The sequence below is a fragment of the Flavobacterium sp. GNP010 genome (assembly GCF_056428945.1).
In genome coordinates this window covers 81,311-103,156 of sequence record NZ_JBWJVK010000009.1, presented here as the reverse complement: position 1 = coordinate 103,156, position 21,846 = coordinate 81,311, and the positions used below count along the sequence as shown (strand labels likewise).

Below are 21,846 nucleotides of genomic sequence, written 5' to 3'. Positions count from 1 at the left end.
TTCAAACAAACGAAATAACCAATAAACGAATTAACCAAAAAATCGTATTTTGGCTTCAAATAAAAACTGCAATGACTCCAAGCACCATTTTAACTCTCATAATCGTTTATTTTGGAATTTTATTCTTCATCTCCTACACCGTAAGCAAAAAAGACAACGGAAATGAAGCGTTTTTTAAAGCCAATAAAAACTCTAAATGGTACTTAGTCGCTTTTGGGATGATTGGAACAGCACTTTCGGGAGTGACTTTTATCTCTGTTCCAGGGGAAGTTGGTGCTCCAAATGGGGAACAATTTAAATATTTTCAATTTGTTTTAGGCAATGCCATTGGCTTTATTATCATTGCAAAAGTACTACTACCCTTGTATTACCGTATGAATTTGACTTCGATTTACGGATATATCGAGCAACGGCTAGGCATGTATTCTTATAAAACTGCGGCCACTATTTTCTTAATTAGCAGAACCATAGGATCGGCTTTCCGACTGTATCTAGTGGTGATTGTTTTACAACGTTTTGTTTTTGATTTCTATGGTATTCCTTTTGCCATGACGGTGCTCATTTCCTTGGCATTGATATTTGCCTATACCTATCGTGGCGGATTAAAAACGATCATTATCACCGATACTTTACAAACATTTTTTCTGGTTACTTCGGTTTTCTTGACGATTGTATTTATTTGCGACAGTTTAGATTTCTCTGCTATTGAAGCTTTTGAAGCGGTGAAAAATAGCAACTACTCTAAGGTATTCTTTTTTGAAGATTTCATTAGCAGTAAATTCCATTTTATAAAACAGATCGTGGGTGGAATATTTGTTACCATCGCCATGGTAGGTTTGGATCAGGATTTAATGCAGAAAAATTTAAGTTGTGCCACCATTGGCGAAGCCCAAAAAAACATGTTCACTTTTACAGGGATATTTGTCGTGATTAATATATTCTTTCTTAGCGTAGGGGCTTTACTTTATATTTATGCAGCTAAAAACGGAATTGAAGTACCAACAGATTTAGTTACTGGAAAGCCCAGAACCGATTTGCTTTTCCCTGAAATAGCTTTTAACCATTTGGCGCTAATTCCATCTATAATTTTCTTATTGGGTTTAACCGCAGCAACTTTTGCTACAACAGACTCTGCCTTAACGGCACTTACAACCTCGTTTTGTATTGATTTTTTAGGAATGGACAAAGAAGAGAATCGAAGCAAACCCAATGTGGTGCGTACGAGACATGTTGTTCACATCACTTTTTCGTTACTCATGTTTTTGGTCATTATTTTATTTAATGCGATCAACGATAGTTCTGTGGTGGGTATGATTTTTCGGGTTGCATCGTATACCTATGGTCCACTTTTAGGATTGTATTGCTTTGGATTATTAGTACAATCAAAAACAGTGAAAGATAAATTTGTCCCTTTAGTTTGTTTAGCATCACCAGCTATTACGTTCTTGATCAGCGAGAATTCAAAAACGTTATTATGGGGTTATGTATTCGATAATGAATTGATTCTTATAAACGGACTGATCACATTTCTGGGACTCCTGCTGATTAGTAAAAAAGCCACAATTGCAACTCGATTTTAAGTACGAGTTCATCGATGAAATTTGCTAGTAATTAAAAAATTCCTATTGGTAATTGTAATCTAGGCTTACTTTTAAGTTACTACATTCATTTAGAAATTTTCACTATCTCCTTCAGAAAACAGTACACTGAAAGAATTGTTTCTCTACTAATTGTGTTGCATACTTGAGCCCTAGCCCTGATAAAAATGGAAATCCTTTTGAATAAAACAGTTGTTTTTTCTCATAAAAAAAGAGCGACCAACGGAAGCTCCTTTATTTATATAGAAAAATACTGTTTTATCAAAAGATTGAAATGGATAGCAGGAAATAGCTTCGAAAAATTCTAATACTGATTGGTGGTTAACAAAACTAATGTACACGCAACTTCTACTTTTATGTCATTCAATTTCAATAATTGATAGAATTCTGGATTTTCAGTACCTGGATTGAAGATTACACGTTTGGGTTTGGCCTCTACGATATAATTGTAATAATCGCGCTGGCGAGTTGGGTTTAAATATAGGGTAACCGTATCGATGTTTTTTAATGGAATGGCTTTCGTCTGGATTTTGACACCTGCTACTTCGCCCGCATTTTGTCCCAATGCAAGCACTGAATGTCCTTTATCGACCAACATGCTTACCGCTTTGAAGGCGTAGCGTTCCGGTTTCGTTGTCGCTCCAAGTACTAGTGTTTTTTTATTCTTTGTCATTTTTAAGTAATATATTTGACAAAAGTAATCAAAAAGGTTTATTCGATTGGTAATTTTAAGGTTTAGTTGCTGCTGTAATAAAAACATTAGCCTAACATTAAAAAACAAAAAAAGAGTATTTTTACAATCTCAAATAACAATTATGGACCTATTTATTTATCTGTTCGTGGCTCTTTTCTCTGTTTTAAACCCAATAGGGACTGTGCCTATTTTTGTGGGCCTAACGCAAAATGATACCAAAAAAGAGCGTTCTAGAATTTCATTATGGACAGCTATAAATGTATTTATAATTCTAATTGTATCCTTTTTTATAGGACAATACGTCCTGCTTTTTTTCGGAATCAGTATTGATGCATTGCGTATTGCGGGCGGAATTATTATTGTAAGCTCGGGTTTTTCACTACTTTCAGGGAAATTTACTAAGAAACGAGGTATCAATAAAAAAGCCGAAACGGATGCACAACAACGAAATGATATTGCATTGACACCACTGGCAATACCCATGCTAGCTGGACCTGGATCAATCTCATTACTAATCGCATTTTATCAAGAACACAACACTACAATGGAAATTATTATTTCCTCGATTGCGATTCTTGCCATTGCAATTGCCATTTTTATCATTCTAAAAAGTGCTCATTATCTCGCTAAAATACTGGGAGCATCTGGGATCATAGCGATTTCAAGAATTGTAGGATTCATTGTAATTGCGATAGGAATACAATATATTGTGAGTGCAATTATCAATATTATAAAAGGGAATCTCTCGATATAGAAATAAAAAAAAGGCGGATAAGAATTAAATTCTTATCCGCCTTTTTTTATTATTTTCTTGGCAAGAAAATTTCAGCCATCATGCATCGGGCACTTCCTCCGCCACAGGCTTCAATGGTATCTAAACTAGAACTCAAAATTTCTGCGTGTTTTTCAAGCTGTTCGATCTGCTTGGGAGTTAATACTTGATGTGCCGCAGCACTCATAACCAAATAGCGTTTGTCATTTGCTCCACGAAGTTCCAACATGTTCCCAGCAAAATTATTCATTTGAGACTCGGTAATTAAAATGACTTCCTTCCCGTTTTCTTTTAGGTTATCCAGCACCATTTTACGTTCTTTCTTATCATCGATACAATCCGAACAAATTACGGCAAACGTTTCTCCCAAACACATCATGACGTTGGTATGATAAATCAATTTTCGTTCTGAATCTACAGTTTGAAACGCTTCAAAAATAACGGGTGCATAATCAAAATCTTCACAGAATTCAATAAACAATTCTTCGTCTGCTCGCGGTGAAAGAGCGCAATATGCTTTTGAATTTGTTCGGTCTAAGAGCAAACTTCCTGTTCCTTCTAAGAAAAAACCATCTTCCTCAGCACTTGTATAATCAACGATATTATTTATCACAAAACCTTTGTCTTCAAGCAGATCTAATATATCTTCACGACGTTCTGCTCGGCGATTCTCAGCAAACATTGGGTATAAGGCTACATCGCCATTTTCATGAAATGAAATCCAATTGTTCGGGAAAATACTGTCGGGAGTATCTATATCAAGGCTGTCATCAACAACCGTGACATCAACCCCAACAGCAGTCAATTTTTCTACAAAAGCATCAAATTCTTGTTGTGCTTTAGCATTTACTGTTGTTGGTAAAAGTCCATCTAGTACTTTTTGATAATAATTATTGACTGTAGTTTGCTCATTCATTCTAAACGCAACTGGGCGAATCATCAAAATAGAATTGGTAGTTTGTTTCATGATATTTTATTTTTTTTATTATTGTAGAGACGCACAAGTAGTGCGTGTCTACAAAATTATTCTCTAATTAAAGGCAAAGTAGTGCATCTCAGCAATCCTTCTTGTTTCGCAATTTCGGCATATGGAATTTCTTCGACCACAAAACCATTGTCACGCAACCAATTATTGAGTCGCGTAAAATTTCGTTCAGAAACCACAACATGGGTATCAATGGAGAAAATATTAGAATTCATATGGTACATTTCATCTCTCGTAATATGAAATAAGTTTTCTTTTCCAAAAAGACCAACTAGAAATAAGTAATCAGCCTCTTCCCGAAAACCATTTTTATAAATTATCCCTTTATCTTTTCCTACAGGTTGAAAACAACAATCTAAATGCAAGGCGTTGTCTCTAGCTTCAATTTTTGACTTTACGAGGTCAAATTCTTTAACAATTTTATGTGGAAATAAATCCTTGAGGTACTGCACACCTTGTAAATTGGTTCGTGCAGTAATGTATTCTTTATAGTCGCTTCCTTTATAAGTTCCCACGAAAATATAATTATTCCACAACATCACATCACCACCTTCTATATGAACCTCCTCTGGTGGACGAACCACTTTTTTTGGATTAATTGTTTCTATTAGATATTGAATAGCATCGAGTTCTCGTTCACGATCTGGCAAAATATTAGACTTTATAAAAATATCATCAATTACAAAACCGATGTCTCTGCTAAAGATTTGGTTGTAATTTTCAATCATTTCAGGTCGATACACCTTTACGTTATATTTTTTTAAAACAGCACTAAAAGCTTCCATTTCATCTACCATATCTTTCTCTATTGGATATGTACCTGCTATAATATGCTCTAATGATTTTGGATCGTACGCTTCTTCAACAGTCGGTGTCGGTCCATTATTATTTGCTAAACCTAGCACTACAGCTCGAAGCCGCGATGTTTCATTATGTACGTTTAACTCTAACATGTGTAATAGCTTTTGACAAATATAAAAAAAGCTTCACAAAATAGTGAAGCTTTTTAAAGTGAATTTATCTTTTGTCGGATGTTTTAAAATCCCTCAAAGGGTGTCCAGTATAAATCTGTCTTGGTCTTCCTATTGGTTCTTTATTTTCTCTCATTTCTTTCCATTGTGCAATCCAACCTGGTAAACGCCCAATAGCAAACATAACTGTAAACATATCAGTAGGAATTCCTAAAGCTCTGTAAATAATTCCAGAATAGAAATCCACGTTTGGATATAATTTTCTTGAAACAAAATACTCATCAACAAGTGCAGATTCTTCTAATTTTTTTGCAATAGCAAGAATTGGATCATCAACCCCTAAAGTAGACAACACTTCATCAGCTGCTTTTTTGATAATCTTTGCTCTTGGATCGAAGTTCTTGTAAACTCTGTGACCAAAGCCCATCAAACGGAATGGATCATTTTTGTCTTTGGCTTTGGCCAAATATTTATCTGCATCACCACCAGTTCTATGAATCTCTTCTAACATTTCCAGTACTGCTTGGTTCGCTCCACCGTGCAAAGGTCCCCAAAGTGCTGAAACTCCTGCTGAGATAGAAGCAAATAATCCTGCATGTGAGGATCCTACCATTCTTACTGTAGAGGTAGAACAGTTTTGTTCATGATCTGCGTGAAGAATAAATAATTTATCCAAAGCATCAATAACTACCGGATTTGGCGTGTAAGGTCCAGTAGGCAATTCAAACATTAATCGCATAAAGTTTTCTACATATCCTTTGGTATTGTCATAATAATTCAAAGGATAACCCATACTTTTTCTATAGGTCCAAGTTGCAATAACCAAGAATTTACCCATGGTTTTACACACTGCCTCATACATTTCCTTTTCATTCTCTACATTTACTGACTTTGGATTAAAAGCCGTTAATGCGCTTGTCAATGCAGACAAAACACCCATTGGATGTGCTGTTTTAGGAAAACCATCAATGATGCTTTTCATTTCCTCATTGACTAGAGTATATTTTCTGATGTTGGTTTCAAAATTTTCTAATTCCGCTGCAGTTGGCAACTCACCAAAAATAACTAAATAAGATACTTCTAGAAAATGTCCTTTTGCTGCTAAATCTTCTATTGAATATCCTCTGTAACGAAGAATTCCTAATTCACCGTCAAGAAAAGTAATTTCGCTAGTACAGGCACCTGAATTTTTGTATCCAGGATCAAGAGTGATCACTCCAGACAAATCACGTAATTTGTTAATATCAACGCCAACTTCATTTTCACTCCCTACAATAACAGGAAGTTCAAATTTTTGACCATCAATTTCTAATGTTGCTATTTTTGACATAATATAATTGGAAATAAACTTTTAAAATAATAATTTCCCAAATCTAAGGAATTAAACAATAATTAAAAAGAGAATACAACAATGAAACTGTTAAATATTACAAAAAAAAGCCACTCACGAGAAGTGAATGGCTTTCATCAAGAAATAATTAAAATTATTTTATCTTAAATGCATTTTTACCAGGGAAATAAGCAGAATTACCTAATTCTTCCTCAATTCTAAGCAATTGATTGTATTTTGCCATACGATCTGAACGAGATGCTGAACCTGTTTTTATTTGACCACAGTTTAGCGCTACCGCTAAATCAGCAATTGTATTATCCTCCGTTTCACCAGAACGATGAGACATAACAGAGGTATACCCAGCATTTTTAGCCATATTTACCGCAGCTATTGTTTCTGTTAAAGTTCCAATTTGATTCACTTTAATAAGGATGGAATTTGCGATTCCTTTATCGATTCCTGTTGACAAGCGTTCTACGTTTGTAACAAACAAATCATCTCCAACTAATTGTACTTTATCACCTATTCTTTCCGTAAGCATTTTCCACCCGTCCCAATCATTCTCATCCATTCCGTCTTCGATAGAAATAATTGGATATTTAGCTGCCAATTCGGCTAAATAATCTACTTGCTCTGCAGAAGATCTCACTTTGCCCGTTTCTCCTTCAAATTTAGAATAATCATATTTCCCATTTGAGTAAAACTCAGCAGCTGCACAATCTAAGGCAATCATAATTTCATCCCCAAAAGTATATCCTGCAGCTTCAACAGCTTTTTTAATCGTGTCTAAAGCGTCTTCTGTTCCTCCAGCTAAGTTTGGTGCAAAACCTCCCTCATCACCAACAGCCGTTGAAAGTCCTCTATCGTGCAAAACTTTTTTCAAGCTATGAAAAATTTCAGTACCCATTTGCATCGCGTGAGAAAATGAAGTCGCTTTTACAGGAAAAATCATAAATTCTTGAAAAGCAATTGGCGCATCAGAATGAGAGCCACCGTTGATAATGTTCATCATAGGCACTGGCAAAGTATTTGCAGAAACACCGCCAACATAACGATACAAAGGCAATCCTAATTCATTTGCAGCAGCTTTGGCTACAGCCAAAGAAACACCTAAAATGGCATTTGCTCCTAAGTTTGATTTGTTTGGAGTACCATCTAAATCAATCATCATCTGATCAATTTGATTTTGCTCAAAAACAGAAACACCTACAAGTTCCTCAGCGATAATCGTATTTACATTCTTCACCGCATTCAATACTCCTTTTCCGAGATATGCTTTTCCACCATCACGAAGCTCTACAGCTTCATGCTCGCCAGTTGATGCGCCCGAAGGTACTGCAGCTCTTCCTAAAACTCCGTTGTCTGTAATTACATCTACTTCAATAGTAGGATTTCCTCTTGAATCAAAAATTTGTCTTGCGTGAATTTTGATAATAATACTCATATACTAAATTTTAAAATATTTTACAAATACAAATATATTCTAACTTTTGGAATCATATTATGAAAATAATGAATGTTATTAACGAAAACGTTATAATTAGTCTACAAACAAATATTTAAATACTTTTTAAGTTAATTAAAAAAAATATGCTTCTGAATTAAAAAACAAAACCGAAAGAAATAATTAAAAACTACCAATAGAAACAAATAAAGTCACCACACAATAAAAAAAATAATTCAATTGAATTTAACTATCTAATTCTAATTCATACAAAAAGAAAAGAGTTCAATGACAGAAAAAACTTATAAATAAAAAAATATAAAAAAAAGAGATCGACTCAAATTCAAGTCAACCTCTTTTCTATCTATAAATTATAAAATATTAACCTTTCATATTCTCAATAAATTGATCAAACAAATACGATGAATCATGGGGTCCCGGACTTGCTTCTGGATGGAATTGTACCGAGAAACAATTCTTGTTTTTCATGCGCATTCCAGCAACCGTTCCATCATTGAGATGAAGATGTGTAATTTCTAAATCAGGATGATTATCCAATTCTTCTTTGTTAACAGCAAAACCGTGATTTTGAGAAGTAACTTCCCCTGTTCCCGTCAGTAAATTTTTTACAGGATGATTAATCCCTCTGTGCCCATTAAACATTTTGTAAGTTGAAATACCGTTGGCCAAACCAATTACTTGATGACCAAGACAAATTCCAAATAATGGCTTATTGTTGGCCAATATTTCCTTTGCAACTTGAATTGCACCCAAAAGCGGCTCAGGATCACCAGGTCCATTAGATAAGAAATAACCATCAGGATTAAACGCTTGTAAATCTTCAAAAGTAGCATCATAAGGAAAAACCTTAATATAACAGTCCCTTTTAGCTAAATTACGAAGTATATTTTTTTTAATCCCCAAGTCTAAAGCTGCGATTTTATATTTTGAATTTTCATCGCCATAAAAATATGGAATCTTAGAAGATACTTTAGAAGCCAGTTCAAGACCTTTCATGTCAGGAACTTTCGATAAGGCTAACTTAAGATCATCAACAGAAGTTCCATCTGTACATATTACAGCATTCATTGCACCATTATCTCTTATATAATTTACTAGAGCTCTAGTATCAACATCGGAAATACAAATTAGATTTTGTTTTTTAAAGTAAACTTCTAAACTTTCTGAAGCATCAGGGCGAGAATAATTAAAACTAAAATTTTTGCAAATTAAACCTGATATCTTAATAGAATCTGATTCAACTTCATTTTCATTAACACCGTAGTTACCAATATGTGCATTAGTAGTAACCATTAACTGTCCGTAATAAGAAGGATCGGTAAAAATCTCTTGATATCCAGTCATACCAGTATTAAAACAAACTTCTCCAAAAGAAGTTCCACTAATCCCGATTGATTTTCCATGAAAAATGGTTCCATCACTTAGTAAAAGAATAGCAGAATGTCGTGTAGTGTATTTCATTAGTGTTGTGTTTTCGTAGTGAACTAAAATTCAAAGGTGTTAAAAACTTGATTCCTTTAAAAAAAAACTTTAAGTACCTCTTTTAAAAAATTAAATATATAAGGATAAAAAAAAAGGATAAACTATAAATAGCTTATCCTTGATTTTTATTGAATGATTATTTTCATAATTACTCAGCAGACTCAGTAGTAGATTCTGTTTCAGCAACAGGAGCTTCAGTAGCTTCGTCAGCTTTTTTAGCTTTACCACCACGACGGCTTTTAGCTTTTTTCACTTCTTTTTTACCTCCATTGTAAAGTTCATTGAAATCTACTAATTCGATCATTGCCATATCAGCATTATCTCCTAAACGATTTCCAACTTTAATGATACGTGTGTATCCACCTGGACGATCTCCTACTTTTGCAGCAACATCTCTGAATAAATCAGTAACAGCATATTTACTACGCAAGTAAGCAAAAACGATACGACGATTGTGTGTAGTATCAGCTTTAGATTTTGTAATTAAAGGCTCAACAAATTGTTTAAGCGCTTTCGCCTTAGCAACTGTAGTATTAATACGTTTGTGCTCAATAAGAGAACAAGCCATATTAGCTAACATAGATTTTCTATGTGCAGTTTGTCTGCTAAGGTGATTGAATTTTTTTCCGTGTCTCATGACGTGTTTTTTTATACTTTCATCTTGATACTATCCACTCTGGAGATCAAAATATGAAGTAATTTATTCTTTATCTAGTTTGTATTTTGCTAAATCCATACCGAAGTTCAAATTTTTAACTGCAACAAGTTCATCAAGCTCAGTTAAAGATTTTTTACCGAAATTTCGGAATTTCATTAAATCATTTTTATTAAAAGATACTAAATCACCAAGTGTATCAACTTCAGCCGCCTTCAAACAATTTAATGCTCTTACAGAAAGATCCATATCAACTAGCTTAGTTTTAAGCAACTGTCTCATGTGTAATGACTCTTCATCATACGATTCCGTTTGTGCGATTTCGTCAGCCTCGAGTGTAATTCTTTCATCAGAAAACAACATGAAATGGTGAATTAAAACTTTTGCAGCTTCAGTAAGGGCATCTTTTGGATTGATCGAACCATCAGTTTTGATTTCAAAAACTAATTTTTCATAATCTGTTTTTTGCTCTACACGGAAGTTTTCAATAGCATATTTTACATTTTTTACTGGAGTAAAAATAGAATCAGTAAAAATAGTTCCAATTGCAGCGTTTTGTTTTTTGTTCTCTTCAGCAGGAACGTATCCTCTACCTTTTTCGATAGTTAAATCAAAATTAAGTTTGATTTTACTGTCAAGATTACAGATAACTAGTTCTGGATTCAAAACTTGGAAACCTGAAATAAACTTTTGAAAATCACCAGCTGTTAATTGGTCTTTACCTGAAACAGATATAGTTACTGATTCATTATCGATATCTTCAATTTGACGTTTAAAACGCACCTGTTTAAGATTAAGGATAATTTCAGTAACGTCTTCAACAACTCCTGAAATAGTAGAAAACTCATGATCTACACCTTCAATGCGAACAGATGTTATTGCATAACCTTCTAATGCTGAAAGCAAAACTCTTCTAAGTGCATTACCAACGGTCAATCCGTAACCAGGTTCTAAAGGTCTGAATTCAAACTTACCTTCAAAATCGGTTGAATCGATCATGATAACTTTATCGGGCTTCTGAAAATTAAATATTGCCATAAATTTCGACTAAGTCAATTATTATTTGTTGTACAACTCTACGATTAATTGTTCTTTAATGTTTTCTGGAATTTGAAGTCTCGCAGGTACAGAAACGAATGTTCCTTCTTTGATATCATTATTCCAAGTAATCCATTCATAAACATGACTTGAATTAGATAAAGAACGTTCGATAGCTTCTAATGACTTAGATTTTTCACGAACTGCAACTTTGTCACCAGGTCTAAGGTGGTAAGAAGGAATATTAACTACTTCACCGTTAACTGTGACGTGTCTGTGAGAAACGATCTGACGTGCACCTCTTCTAGAAGGAGCGATACCCATTCTAAAAACAACATTATCTAATCTAGCTTCACACAACTGTAATAAAACCTCACCAGTAACACCTTTCGTAGCTGATGCTTTTTTGAACAACCCTCTGAATTGTTTTTCTAAAATTCCGTAAGAATATTTAGCTTTTTGCTTTTCCATTAACTGAATAGCAAACTCAGATTTTTTTCCCCTTTTTTTAGCCATCCCGTGTTGCCCAGGAGGGTAATTTCTTTTTTCGAAAGCTTTATCGTCTCCGAAAATCGCCTCGCCAAATTTACGAGCGATTCTTGTACTAGGACCAGTATATCTTGCCATTTTAAATTGTTTAAGATTGAGATTATGAATTCAGGTCTGATCCTTCAATAATCGATATTCAATCTTGGTTATACTATATTTTTTTTTGAGTATTAAACTCTACGTCTTTTAGGAGGACGACATCCGTTGTGAGGCATTGGAGTAACATCAATAATTTCTGTAACTTCAATTCCACCATTATGTAAGGAACGAATAGCAGATTCACGTCCGTTTCCTGGTCCTTTTACATACACTTTTACTTTTTTCAATCCAGCTTCAAGAGCTACTTTACTACAATCTTCTGCTGCCATTTGGGCTGCATATGGAGTGTTCTTTTTAGAACCTCTAAAACCCATTTTTCCAGCTGAAGACCAAGAAATAACTTCACCTTTTTTATTAGTTAAAGAAATGATGATATTGTTAAAAGTAGCAGAAATATGAGCTTCTCCCGTTGATTCAACGATAACTTTACGTTTTTTTGCAGTTGCTTTAGCCATATTACTTATTATTTAGTTGCTTTTTTCTTGTTTGCAACAGTTTTTCTTTTACCTTTTCTAGTTCTAGAGTTGTTCTTAGTTCTTTGTCCTCTTAAAGGAAGACCAGTTCTATGACGAATACCTCTATAACAACCAATATCCATTAAACGTTTGATGTTTAAAGAAACTTCAGAACGTAATTCTCCTTCAATTTTAAAAGTAGATACCGCTTCACGAATTGCTCCGATCTCGTCATCATTCCAATCTTGAACTTTTTTATCTTGGCTAACTTGAGCTTTTTCTAAAATCTCAACAGCTCTACTTTTTCCTAATCCGAAGATATAGGTAAGTGCAATAACACCTCTCTTATTTTTTGGGATATCTACCCCTGCTATTCTTGCCATAATTATCCTTGTCTTTGTTTAAATCTAGGATTCTTTTTGTTTATTACGTACAATCTCCCTTTTCTTCGCACAATTTTGCACTCGGGACTTCTCTTTTTTACTGAAGCTCTAACTTTCATTTTGAATATCCTTTAATATCTATAAGTAATTCTTGCTTTTGACAAATCGTAAGGGCTCATTTCTAGTTTCACTTTATCACCAGGTAATAACTTGATATAATGCATACGCATTTTTCCAGAAATATGTGCGATCACAATATGTCCATTCTCTAACTCTACACGGAACATCGCATTTGATAATGCTTCGATGATGGATCCGTCTTGTTCTATTGCTGATTGTTTTGCCATAAATTAAGCTACTGCTTTTCTATTTTTACCACTTTTCATCAAACCATCATAATGCTTATTCAACAAGTATGAATTTATTTGCTGCATTGTGTCTATGGCAACACCAACCATAATTATTAATGAAGTACCTCCAAAAAACATTGCCCAAGATTGTTGAACATCCATAAGACTTACAACAATTGCTGGGAACACAGCTATTAAAGCAAGAAATAAAGATCCTGGAAAGGTTATCAATGACATCACTTTATCAAGATAATCTGAAGTTTCAACCCCTGGCCTGATGCCTGGAATAAAACCACCGCTTCTCTTTAAATCATCAGACATTTTATTAGTAGGAACCGTAATTGCAGTATAAAAGAAAGTAAATACAATTATTAAAGTTGCAAATACAAAATTATACCAAAACCCGAACATATTACTAAACGCACCAACAATTGATTGCGATGTATCTGATTTAGATAAACCTGCTAAGGCAGCTGGAATAAACATAATTGCTTGCGCAAAAATGATCGGCATAACTCCAGAAGCGTTAAGCTTCAAAGGAATCCATTGTCTGTTTCCACCCAGCATGTCTTGTTCAAAATCACCTGACGTTGTACGACGCGCATATTGAACAGGAATTTTCCTGATCGCCATAACCAATAGTACACAACAAATGATAACTAATAACCAAATGATAATTTCAATAACCAACAACATCGGACCACCATTATTATTGGTAACTCTTGTTGTAAACTCTTGAATAAAAGCTTGAGGTAATCTAGCTAAAATCCCAACCATGATTAACAAAGAAATACCATTCCCAATTCCTTTATCTGTAATCTTTTCTCCAAGCCACATAGCAAAAATAGTACCTGTAACCAGAATAACTACCGATGAAAATAAGAATTCAAATGAATTGAAACCCAATAAAAATGCATTACTAGGTAACGTTCTATATAAATTATAGATGTAAGTTGGGCCTTGAACTAAAGTAATTCCAATTGTCAACCAACGCGTAATTTGATTAATCTTTTTTCTACCGCTTTCCCCATCACTTTGTAGTTTTTGCAAATAAGGAATAGCAATTCCCATTAACTGAACAACAATAGAGGCCGAAATATAAGGCATAATTCCCAAAGCAAAAACAGAAGCTTGAGAGAATGCACCTCCAGTAAACATGTCAAGAATTGAACCAATTCCTTCTTTAGTTTGCCCAGCTAAATTACCTAACTGTGTAGCATCAATACCTGGAAGAGTAACTTGTGCACCAAAACGATACACTAATAGTAATCCCAATGTAATCAGGATTCTATTTTTTAATTCCTCAATTTTCCAAACATTGCTTATTGATTCAATAAATTTCTTCATATTAATTGAAAAATTACATTATTACAGCTTCTCCACCAGCAGCTTCAATAGCAGCTTTTGCAGTAGCAGTAAATTTGTGAGCGGTTACTTTTAATTTTGCTGTCAATTCACCTCTACCTAAAATCTTAACGATTTCATTTTTAGTAGCCAAACGATTAGCAACATAAACTGTCATATCAACAGTATCTTTAATAACACCATTATCAACCAAAAGTTGCAGTGTATCAAGATTGACACCTTCGTAATCTTTACGATTGATGTTTGTGAAACCAAACTTGGGTACACGTCTTTGAAGTGGCATTTGCCCTCCTTCAAAACCAATCTTTTTAGAATAACCAGAACGAGATTTTGCTCCTTTGTGACCTCTTGCAGAAGTACCACCTTTTCCAGAACCTTCTCCTCTACCTAATCTTTTATTTTGATTGTGTGTAGAACCTTCAGCAGGTTGTAAGTTACTTAAATTCATAACAGTATTTGTTATTTAGTTTCTTCAACAGAAACTAAGTGTTTAACTTTATTTATCATCCCAAGGATTGTAGGGTTTGAATCATGCTCTACAACTTGTCCCATTTTACGTAGACCTAAAGCTTCTAATCCTCTCTTTTGAGTAAGAGGACAGTTGATTTTGCTTCTAACTTGTTTTACTAATAATTTAGCCATAATTTCCTTGAATTAACCTTTAAAAACTTTTTCTAAAGAAACACCTCTTTGTTTTGCAACAGTATAAGCGCTTCTCATTTGTAATAAAGCATCAAAAGTTGCTTTCACTACGTTGTGAGGATTTGAAGATCCTTGAGATTTAGACAATACATCATGAATTCCTACTGACTCCAGAACTGAACGAACAGCTCCACCAGCAATAACCCCTGTACCATGAGAGGCAGGAATTAAGAATACACGTGCACCACCAAATTTACCTTTTTGTTCGTGAGGAACTGATTGACCATTCAAAGGAATTTTAACTAAATTTTTCTTAGCATCTTCTACTGCTTTCGCAATTGCTTCAGAAACATCTTTAGATTTTCCTAATCCGTGTCCAACCACTCCATTTTCATCACCTACAACTACAATAGCAGAAAAACCGAAAGCTCTACCACCCTTTGTAACCTTAGTAACACGATTAACACTTACCAAACGATCTTTTAATTCAAGACCACTTGGTTTTACTAACTCTACATTCTTGTATTTACTATTAGACATACTATATTAGAATTTAAGTCCAGCCGCTCTTGCGCCTTCCGCTAATGATTTAATACGTCCGTGATATAAATAACCTCCTCTATCGAAAGTTACTACGTCTATCCCAGCTTTTAAAGCTTTTTCAGCAACTAGTTTTCCAACCGCTGTAGCAACTTCAATATTCGTACCGTTACCTATTTCTTTTTCTCTTGAAGAAGCCGCCAACAAAGTAACTCCATTTACATCATCAATAAGTTGAGCATAAATTTCTTTGTTACTTCTAAATACAGATAGACGTGGATTAGTAGCAGTACCACTAATTGTTTTTCTAATTCTGAATCTAATACGTTGTCTTCTTTCAGGTTTTGTTAATGACATAATCTTATTTTTTAAGCTGATTTACCTGCTTTTCTTCTTAATACTTCACCTACAAATTTAACACCTTTTCCTTTGTACGGTTCAGGCTTACGGAAACCTCTGATTTTCGCAGCAACTTGACCTAAAAGTTGTTTGTCAAATGATGTTAATTTCACAATTGGGTTTTTCCCCTTTTCAGAAATCGTCTCTAACGTCACTTCTGGAGCAATGTCTAATACAATATTATGTGAAAAACCAAGTGCCAAATCTAATTTTTGTCCTTGATTGGAAGCTCTATAACCAACTCCAACTAACTCTAAAGATTTTGTAAAACCTTCGTTTACACCGATAATCATATTATTGATTAAAGATCTGTATAAACCATGCTTTGCTCTTTGATCTTTATGATCAGACGATCTTTCAACTTGAACTTGACCATCTTCAACTGTTACAGTAACGTCCGAGAACTCCTGTGTAAGCTGACCATTCTTTCCTTTAACTGTAATAATACCATTTGCAACTTCAACAGTTACACCAGCAGGGATTACAACCGGATTTTTACCTATTCTTGACATCTTCTACTATTTTAATGATTAGTAAACGTAGCAAATTACTTCACCACCAACATTTAACTGTCTGGCTTTTTTTCCTGTCATCAAACCTTTTGATGTGGAAACAATAGCAATTCCCAATCCGTTAAGAATTCTAGGGATTGATGAAGAACCTGAATACTTACGTAAACCCGGTTTACTAATTCTTTGGATATCTTTAATTACAGACTCTTTAGTATCTTTATCATACTTCAAAGCAATCTTGATTGAACCCTGTACAGCGTTGTCTTCAAATTTGTAACTCAAGATGTAACCTTGATCGAATAGGATCTTGGTTATTTCTTTTTTTAGATTAGATGCAGGAATTTCAACAACTTTGTGGTTTGCAGCCACAGCGTTACGAACTCTTGTCAAATAATCTGCAATAGGATCTGTATACATGTGCATTAATTTGCGGTTATGGTTTTCATAGGATACTCATCCTATGAACCTTTAACCAATTTATAAAAATGTTTTGTTAACGTAAATCAATTACGTCTACCAAGATGCTTTTTTAACACCTGGGATTAATCCGTTATTAGCCATCTCACGAAATGTAACACGTGAAATACCAAATTGACGCATATATCCTCTAGGTCTACCAGTTAATTTACAACGATTGTGCAAACGAACAGGCGAAGCGTTTTTCGGTAATTTTTGCAAACCTACGAAATCTCCAGCTTCTAACAAAGCTTTTCTTTTCTCAGCAAACTTTGCTACCGTTTTTTCTCTCTTAACCTCACGGGCTTTCATTGATTCTTTAGCCATATCTTAATTCTTTTTAAAAGGTAAACCTAATTCAGCCAATAATGATTTTGCTTCTTTATCTGTTTTTGCAGAAGTTACAAATGAAATATCCATTCCTGATATTTTGTTTACTTTGTCAATATCAATTTCCGGGAAAATGATTTGCTCCAAAACACCAAGATTATAATTTCCTCTTCCATCAAAACCAGTAGCTTTAATTCCGCTAAAATCTCTAACACGTGGTAAAGCAGAAGTAATAAGTCTATCTAAAAACTCATACATTCTTTCTCCACGCAAAGTAACTTTTGCTCCAATAGGCATTCCTTTTCTCAATTTGAATGACGCAACGTCTTTCTTTGAAATAGTAGATACTGCTTTCTGTCCAGTGATCTTTGTTAACTCTTCAACTGCATAGTCGATTAGTTTCTTATCAGATACAGCTGCACCAACTCCTTTACTTAAAACGATTTTTTCCAATTTTGGAACTTGCATTACGTTTACGTATCCGAATTCTTCTTTAAGAGCAGCAATTACTCTGCTCTTATATTCTTCTTTTAGTCTAGGTATATACGCCATTACTATAGTACTTGATTAGATTTTTTTGAAAATCTTACTTTCTTATCTCCTTCTACTCTAATTCCTACTCTAGTTGTTTCCTTAGTTTTAGGATCAATTAAAGAAATGTTAGATATTTGTATAGAAGCTTCTTTCTTTACAATACCACCTTGAGGGCTTTTTGCACTTGGTTTCGTATGTTTTGAAACCATGTTTACACCTTCAACAATCGCTTTGTTTTTCTCTTTGTACACACGTAAAACTTTACCTTCAGCACCTTTATGGTCCCCAGCAATTACTCTTACGGTGTCACCTGATTTTATTTTTAGCTTTATCATCTTAAAACGAATTAAAGCACTTCTGGTGCTAATGATACAATTTTCATGAATTGTTTTTCACGAAGTTCTCTTGCTACCGGACCAAAAACACGAGTTCCTCTCATTTCACCAGCAGCATTTAATAACACACATGCGTTGTCATCAAATCTAATGTATGAACCATCGGCTCTTCTTACTTCTTTTTTGGTACGTACAACAACTGCAGTTGAAACAGCTCCTTTTTTAACGCTTCCGTTAGGTGCTGTATCTTTGATAGAAACTACAATCTTGTCTCCAACAGAGGCATACCTTCTTTTGGTACCTCCTAAAACACGGATAGTTAAAACTTCCTTTGCTCCAGTGTTATCTGCTACTTTTAGTCTTGATTCTTGTTGTACCATAATTATTTAGCTCTTTCTAAGATTTCAACTAACCTCCAACATTTTGTTTTACTCAAAGGACGCGTTTCGCTAATCCTTACAGTATCTCCAATGTTACAGTCGTTCATTTCGTCGTGTGCATGATACTTTTTAGTTTTCAACACGAACTTACCGTATAATGGGTGTTTTACTTTACGCACTTCAGCAACTACGATAGATTTATCCATCTTGTCTGAAGTCACAACACCAACTCTTTCTTTTCTTAAATTTCTTTTTTCTTCCATCTTTCAGCAGATTACAATTATTGCAACTCTCTTTTAGTAAGTTCCGTAGCTAATCTTGCAACTGTTCTTCTTACACTTCTAATTTGAAGTGGGTTCTCAATTGGAGAAATAGCGTGAGCCATTTTTAGGTCGGCATATGCCTTCTTAGTCTGGCTAAGTTTTTCTTGCAACTCCGCTGCAGAAAGATCTTTTATTTCTGATTGTTTCATAATGTACTATAAATTATGCTTCGAAATCTCTAGCAACGACAAATTTAGTTTTTACTGGAAGCTTTTGAGCCGCAAGACGTAACGCCTCTTTTGCAACTGACAAAGGTACTCCTCCAACTTCAAACATAATTCTTCCGGGTTTAACAACGGCAGCCCAATACTCAACTGCACCTTTACCTTTACCCATACGTACCTCAAGAGGTTTCTTGGTGATCGGTTTGTCTGGAAATATTTTGATCCATAATTGTCCCTCTCTTTTCATAAAACGAGTTGCAGCAATACGTGCAGCTTCGATTTGACGAGAAGTTAAGAACATTCCATCTTCATGTACAGATTTAATACCAAACATTCCATTAGAAAGCTCATGTCCTCTTTGAGAATTCCCTTTCATTTTACCTTTTTGTACCTTACGGTATTTTGTTCTTTTAGGCTGTAACATTTTACTTTAGTTTAAAAATTTACTTTCGTTTACGAGCGTCTGGTTTACCACCTTTATTAAAAGGTTTTCTATCTCCTCTTGGAGAATCACCACCTTTACCACCAGTACCAGATTGTTTTTTGTCCATTCCAGCAAGCGGAGAAAGATCTCTCTTTCCATAAACTTCACCTTTCATGATCCATACTTTGATACCCATTCTACCATAAGTAGTATGAGCTTCAGCCAAAGCATAATCAATATCAGCTCTGAAAGTTGATAGAGGAATTCTACCTTCTTTGAAACCCTCTGAACGAGCCATCTCAGCACCATTCAAACGACCAGAAATCAAAACTTTGATACCTTCAGCGTTCATACGCATAGAAGCAGCAATTGCCATTTTGATTGCACGTCTGTAAGAAATTCTGCTTTCGATTTGACGACAGATGCTTGTAGCAACTAGATACGCGTCAAGTTCAGGTCTTTTAATTTCAAAAATGTTGATTTGAACCTCTTTGTCAGTAACTTTTTTAAGTTCTTCTTTCAACTTGTCTACCTCTTGTCCACCTTTCCCAATAATAATACCAGGTCTAGCAGTAGTGATAGTAACGGTTACAAGTTTTAAAGTTCTCTCAATAATTACTTTAGATACACTAGCTTTTGATAAACGAGCATGGATATACTTTCTGATTTTGTGATCTTCGGCAAGTTTATCACCGTAATCATTTCCACCATACCAGTTTGAGTCCCATCCTCTGATGATACCAAGTCTGTTTCCAATTGGATTTGTCTTTTGTCCCATACTGCTTAAGAATTGCTTTGTGTGTTATTGATAGCCCCAAGCACGATTGTTACGTGATTAGAACGTTTTCTTATTCTGTGTGCACGACCTTGTGGAGCTGGACGAAGTCTTTTCAACATCATTCCACCATCAACTGTAATCGTTTTAACAAATAAACCAGCCTCTTCCATATTAGCATCTGGGTTTTTTGCTTGCCAGTTGGCAATAACAGATAAAACCAATTTCTCTAATTTTCGTGAAGCCTCTTTAGAACTAAATCTTAAGATGTTTAATGCTCTTTCTACCTTCTGACCTCTTACTAGATCTGCTACTAAGCGCATTTTTCTAGGTGAAGTAGGGCAGTTATTTAACTTTGCGAAGGCCAAAGACTTATTAGCCTCTTTTCTTGCATCTGCTGTTTCTCTTTTACGAACTCCCATTGCTTCTTATTTTTTACCTTTATTTTTTGCTCCAGCATGACCTCTAAAAGATCTAGTTGGTGAAAATTCTCCTAATTTGTGACCTACCATGTTTTCTGTTACGTAAACTGGTACAAATTGACGACCGTTATGAACTGCGATAGTTTGTCCAACAAAGTCTGGAGTAATCATAGAAGCTCTAGACCATGTCTTAACAACTCCTTTATTTCCGCCTGCGATGTTTTCTTGAACTTTCTTGTCTAACTTATAATGAACAAAAGGTCCTTTTTTTAATGAACGTGCCATATCTTATTATTTCTTTCTACGTTCTACGATATACTTGTTACTCGGGTTTTTCTTAGAACGAGTTCTATAACCTTTAGCTGGTATTCCATTTCTTGAACGTGGATGTCCACCAGAAGAACGTCCTTCACCACCACCCATTGGGTGATCGACAGGGTTCATTGCAACAGGTCTTGTTCTAGGTCTTCTTCCTAACCATCTTGTTCTACCAGCTTTCCCTGATACAACTAATTGGTGGTCTGAATTAGAAACCGCTCCAATTGTAGCCGAACAAGTCAACAAGATCAATCTTGTTTCCCCAGAAGGCATTTTAATTGTAGCATATTTTCCATCTCTTGCCATTAATTGAGCAAATGTTCCAGCAGAACGAGCGATTACAGCTCCTTGTCCTGGTCTCAATTCGATACAAGAAATTACAGTTCCTAGTGGAACTCTACTTAAAGGTAAAGTATTACCAATTTCAGGTTGAGATTCTGGACCAGAAACTAATTTCTGACCAACTTTCAATCCGTTTTGAGCAATAACATACGTTTTCTCACCATCAGCATAAGCTAACAATGCAATAAAAGCAGTACGATTTGGATCATATTCAATTGACTTAACCGTAGCTGGAATTCCTTCTTTTGTACGTTTAAAATCAATGATACGATATCTCTGCTTGTGACCACCACCCGTATAACGCATGGTCATCTTTCCTTGACTATTTCTACCACCAGAGTTTTTTATCGGCGCTATCAAAGAGCGTTCCGGCTTATCAGTTGTAATGGCGTCATAACCATTCACAACTCTAAATCGCTGACCTGGGGTAATAGGTTTTAATTTTCTTACTGACATTTTATCTTAGATATTGTTGTAAAAATCAATTGTTTCTCCTTCTTGTACTTGAACAATTGCTTTTTTAATTGCATTAGTCTTTCCACTGATCAAACCACTTTTAGTGTATTTTGTAGTTCTATCCGGTCTTACGTTCATCGTGTTAACACTCAAAATAGTTACACCATAAGCAGCTTCAACAGCTTTCTTAATTTGCACTTTATTTGCTTTTTTGTCAACAACGAATCCGAAGCGGTTTAAAACTTCACTTTCTTTGGTTACTTTTTCTGTTACTATAGGCTTAATTATGATGCTCATATC

Annotated in this window: 34 protein-coding genes; 2 read left to right on the top strand and 32 right to left on the bottom strand. The window is 34.8% G+C overall.

The features are described 5' to 3' along the window. Nucleotides 1–71: 71 nt before the first annotated feature. Nucleotides 72–1,580, top strand: a complete 1,509-nt coding sequence (locus tag AC061C_RS05725) for a sodium:solute symporter (RefSeq protein WP_478290362.1) — start codon at nt 72–74, stop codon at nt 1,578–1,580. Between the two features lie 322 nt (nt 1,581–1,902). Here the strand turns inward: AC061C_RS05725 and AC061C_RS05720 are convergent, their stop codons facing one another. Beyond that, nucleotides 1,903–2,271: a CoA-binding protein gene (locus AC061C_RS05720; protein ID WP_309759605.1), complete on the bottom strand. Its 369-nt coding sequence runs from the start codon at nt 2,269–2,271 to the stop codon at nt 1,903–1,905. A gap of 142 nt (nt 2,272–2,413) precedes the next feature. On the opposite strand from AC061C_RS05720, the gene AC061C_RS05715 reads away from it, so the two are divergent. Continuing rightward, nucleotides 2,414–3,046 (top strand): MarC family NAAT transporter, encoded by a 633-nt coding sequence (locus AC061C_RS05715; RefSeq protein ID WP_478290361.1) that lies wholly within the window; start codon nt 2,414–2,416, stop codon nt 3,044–3,046. Between the two features lie 49 nt (nt 3,047–3,095). Here the strand turns inward: AC061C_RS05715 and ctlX are convergent, their stop codons facing one another. From ctlX to rplW, 31 genes are all read right to left on the bottom strand, one after another. After that, nucleotides 3,096–4,031, bottom strand: a complete 936-nt coding sequence (gene ctlX, locus AC061C_RS05710) for a citrulline utilization hydrolase CtlX (RefSeq protein WP_478290360.1) — start codon at nt 4,029–4,031, stop codon at nt 3,096–3,098. A 56-nt stretch (nt 4,032–4,087) separates the two neighbouring features. Next, a complete protein-coding gene (locus AC061C_RS05705) occupies nt 4,088–5,002 on the bottom strand; it encodes a dimethylarginine dimethylaminohydrolase family protein (protein ID WP_478290359.1) in 915 nt (304 codons plus the stop codon). 64 nt (nt 5,003–5,066) lie between these two features. After that, on the bottom strand, nt 5,067–6,350 hold the full coding sequence (locus tag AC061C_RS05700; RefSeq protein WP_309758283.1) for a citrate synthase: 1,284 nt from the start codon (nt 6,348–6,350) through the stop codon (nt 5,067–5,069). A gap of 154 nt (nt 6,351–6,504) precedes the next feature. Further along, on the bottom strand, nt 6,505–7,797 hold the full coding sequence (eno, locus tag AC061C_RS05695) for a phosphopyruvate hydratase (protein WP_478290358.1): 1,293 nt from the start codon (nt 7,795–7,797) through the stop codon (nt 6,505–6,507). 381 nt (nt 7,798–8,178) lie between these two features. Beyond that, the gene (gene carA / locus AC061C_RS05690) at nt 8,179–9,279 is read right to left on the bottom strand and encodes a glutamine-hydrolyzing carbamoyl-phosphate synthase small subunit (protein WP_478290357.1); all 1,101 of its coding nucleotides are present in this window, start codon (nt 9,277–9,279) and stop codon (nt 8,179–8,181) included. Nucleotides 9,280–9,448: 169 nt separating this feature from the next. Then, nucleotides 9,449–9,937, bottom strand: coding sequence for a 50S ribosomal protein L17 (gene rplQ, locus AC061C_RS05685; protein WP_309758277.1), 489 nt, complete (start codon nt 9,935–9,937; stop codon nt 9,449–9,451). 63 nt (nt 9,938–10,000) lie between these two features. Then, nucleotides 10,001–10,993, bottom strand: a complete 993-nt coding sequence (locus AC061C_RS05680; protein ID WP_039110214.1) for a DNA-directed RNA polymerase subunit alpha — start codon at nt 10,991–10,993, stop codon at nt 10,001–10,003. A 21-nt stretch (nt 10,994–11,014) separates the two neighbouring features. Continuing rightward, nucleotides 11,015–11,620: a 30S ribosomal protein S4 gene (gene rpsD / locus AC061C_RS05675; RefSeq protein ID WP_282711735.1), complete on the bottom strand. Its 606-nt coding sequence runs from the start codon at nt 11,618–11,620 to the stop codon at nt 11,015–11,017. 92 nt (nt 11,621–11,712) lie between these two features. Then, the gene (gene rpsK / locus AC061C_RS05670) at nt 11,713–12,096 is read right to left on the bottom strand and encodes a 30S ribosomal protein S11 (RefSeq protein ID WP_024981527.1); all 384 of its coding nucleotides are present in this window, start codon (nt 12,094–12,096) and stop codon (nt 11,713–11,715) included. 8 nt (nt 12,097–12,104) lie between these two features. After that, entirely contained in the window at nt 12,105–12,479 is a 375-nt protein-coding gene (rpsM, locus tag AC061C_RS05665) for a 30S ribosomal protein S13 (protein WP_091203660.1), read from the bottom strand. A gap of 2 nt (nt 12,480–12,481) precedes the next feature. Then, on the bottom strand, nt 12,482–12,598 hold the full coding sequence (ykgO, locus tag AC061C_RS05660) for a type B 50S ribosomal protein L36 (RefSeq protein ID WP_008992256.1): 117 nt from the start codon (nt 12,596–12,598) through the stop codon (nt 12,482–12,484). A gap of 12 nt (nt 12,599–12,610) precedes the next feature. Next, entirely contained in the window at nt 12,611–12,826 is a 216-nt protein-coding gene (gene infA / locus AC061C_RS05655) for a translation initiation factor IF-1 (RefSeq protein ID WP_007136545.1), read from the bottom strand. 3 nt (nt 12,827–12,829) lie between these two features. Beyond that, nucleotides 12,830–14,176 (bottom strand): preprotein translocase subunit SecY, encoded by a 1,347-nt coding sequence (secY, locus tag AC061C_RS05650; protein ID WP_417969099.1) that lies wholly within the window; start codon nt 14,174–14,176, stop codon nt 12,830–12,832. Nucleotides 14,177–14,189: 13 nt separating this feature from the next. After that, a complete protein-coding gene (gene rplO / locus AC061C_RS05645; RefSeq protein WP_417944008.1) occupies nt 14,190–14,642 on the bottom strand; it encodes a 50S ribosomal protein L15 in 453 nt (150 codons plus the stop codon). 11 nt (nt 14,643–14,653) lie between these two features. Then, nucleotides 14,654–14,836: a 50S ribosomal protein L30 gene (rpmD, locus tag AC061C_RS05640; protein WP_035668100.1), complete on the bottom strand. Its 183-nt coding sequence runs from the start codon at nt 14,834–14,836 to the stop codon at nt 14,654–14,656. 12 nt (nt 14,837–14,848) lie between these two features. Continuing rightward, the gene (gene rpsE, locus AC061C_RS05635) at nt 14,849–15,376 is read right to left on the bottom strand and encodes a 30S ribosomal protein S5 (protein WP_035668102.1); all 528 of its coding nucleotides are present in this window, start codon (nt 15,374–15,376) and stop codon (nt 14,849–14,851) included. Nucleotides 15,377–15,382: 6 nt separating this feature from the next. Then, nucleotides 15,383–15,733 (bottom strand): 50S ribosomal protein L18, encoded by a 351-nt coding sequence (gene rplR, locus AC061C_RS05630; protein ID WP_039110219.1) that lies wholly within the window; start codon nt 15,731–15,733, stop codon nt 15,383–15,385. An 11-nt stretch (nt 15,734–15,744) separates the two neighbouring features. Then, entirely contained in the window at nt 15,745–16,287 is a 543-nt protein-coding gene (rplF, locus tag AC061C_RS05625) for a 50S ribosomal protein L6 (protein ID WP_417944006.1), read from the bottom strand. A gap of 18 nt (nt 16,288–16,305) precedes the next feature. Beyond that, complete coding sequence (gene rpsH / locus AC061C_RS05620; protein WP_039110221.1) at nt 16,306–16,704, bottom strand: 30S ribosomal protein S8; 399 nt, start codon at nt 16,702–16,704, stop codon at nt 16,306–16,308. Between the two features lie 96 nt (nt 16,705–16,800). Beyond that, a complete protein-coding gene (gene rpsN, locus AC061C_RS05615) occupies nt 16,801–17,070 on the bottom strand; it encodes a 30S ribosomal protein S14 (RefSeq protein WP_413999343.1) in 270 nt (89 codons plus the stop codon). Between the two features lie 3 nt (nt 17,071–17,073). Then, nucleotides 17,074–17,625, bottom strand: coding sequence for a 50S ribosomal protein L5 (gene rplE / locus AC061C_RS05610; RefSeq protein WP_309609082.1), 552 nt, complete (start codon nt 17,623–17,625; stop codon nt 17,074–17,076). A 2-nt stretch (nt 17,626–17,627) separates the two neighbouring features. Continuing rightward, on the bottom strand, nt 17,628–17,942 hold the full coding sequence (gene rplX, locus AC061C_RS05605) for a 50S ribosomal protein L24 (protein WP_478290356.1): 315 nt from the start codon (nt 17,940–17,942) through the stop codon (nt 17,628–17,630). Nucleotides 17,943–17,953: 11 nt separating this feature from the next. Further along, nucleotides 17,954–18,322 carry a 50S ribosomal protein L14 gene (rplN, locus tag AC061C_RS05600; protein ID WP_026717863.1) on the bottom strand — a complete coding sequence of 123 codons (369 nt, stop codon included), beginning with the start codon at nt 18,320–18,322 and terminating at the stop codon, nt 17,954–17,956. 2 nt (nt 18,323–18,324) lie between these two features. Further along, a complete protein-coding gene (gene rpsQ, locus AC061C_RS05595; protein ID WP_066081027.1) occupies nt 18,325–18,585 on the bottom strand; it encodes a 30S ribosomal protein S17 in 261 nt (86 codons plus the stop codon). A gap of 17 nt (nt 18,586–18,602) precedes the next feature. Further along, nucleotides 18,603–18,794, bottom strand: a complete 192-nt coding sequence (gene rpmC / locus AC061C_RS05590; protein ID WP_035668115.1) for a 50S ribosomal protein L29 — start codon at nt 18,792–18,794, stop codon at nt 18,603–18,605. A gap of 13 nt (nt 18,795–18,807) precedes the next feature. Beyond that, nucleotides 18,808–19,233 (bottom strand): 50S ribosomal protein L16, encoded by a 426-nt coding sequence (rplP, locus tag AC061C_RS05585; RefSeq protein WP_007803637.1) that lies wholly within the window; start codon nt 19,231–19,233, stop codon nt 18,808–18,810. Between the two features lie 19 nt (nt 19,234–19,252). Continuing rightward, complete coding sequence (gene rpsC / locus AC061C_RS05580; protein ID WP_417944005.1) at nt 19,253–20,011, bottom strand: 30S ribosomal protein S3; 759 nt, start codon at nt 20,009–20,011, stop codon at nt 19,253–19,255. 5 nt (nt 20,012–20,016) lie between these two features. Continuing rightward, on the bottom strand, nt 20,017–20,430 hold the full coding sequence (gene rplV / locus AC061C_RS05575) for a 50S ribosomal protein L22 (protein WP_309609085.1): 414 nt from the start codon (nt 20,428–20,430) through the stop codon (nt 20,017–20,019). Nucleotides 20,431–20,436: 6 nt separating this feature from the next. Continuing rightward, nucleotides 20,437–20,715 carry a 30S ribosomal protein S19 gene (gene rpsS, locus AC061C_RS05570; RefSeq protein WP_007136562.1) on the bottom strand — a complete coding sequence of 93 codons (279 nt, stop codon included), beginning with the start codon at nt 20,713–20,715 and terminating at the stop codon, nt 20,437–20,439. 6 nt (nt 20,716–20,721) lie between these two features. Then, nucleotides 20,722–21,546 carry a 50S ribosomal protein L2 gene (rplB, locus tag AC061C_RS05565; protein ID WP_035668122.1) on the bottom strand — a complete coding sequence of 275 codons (825 nt, stop codon included), beginning with the start codon at nt 21,544–21,546 and terminating at the stop codon, nt 20,722–20,724. 6 nt (nt 21,547–21,552) lie between these two features. Next, on the bottom strand, nt 21,553–21,843 hold the full coding sequence (rplW, locus tag AC061C_RS05560) for a 50S ribosomal protein L23 (RefSeq protein ID WP_035668124.1): 291 nt from the start codon (nt 21,841–21,843) through the stop codon (nt 21,553–21,555). Nucleotides 21,844–21,846 lie beyond the last annotated feature (3 nt).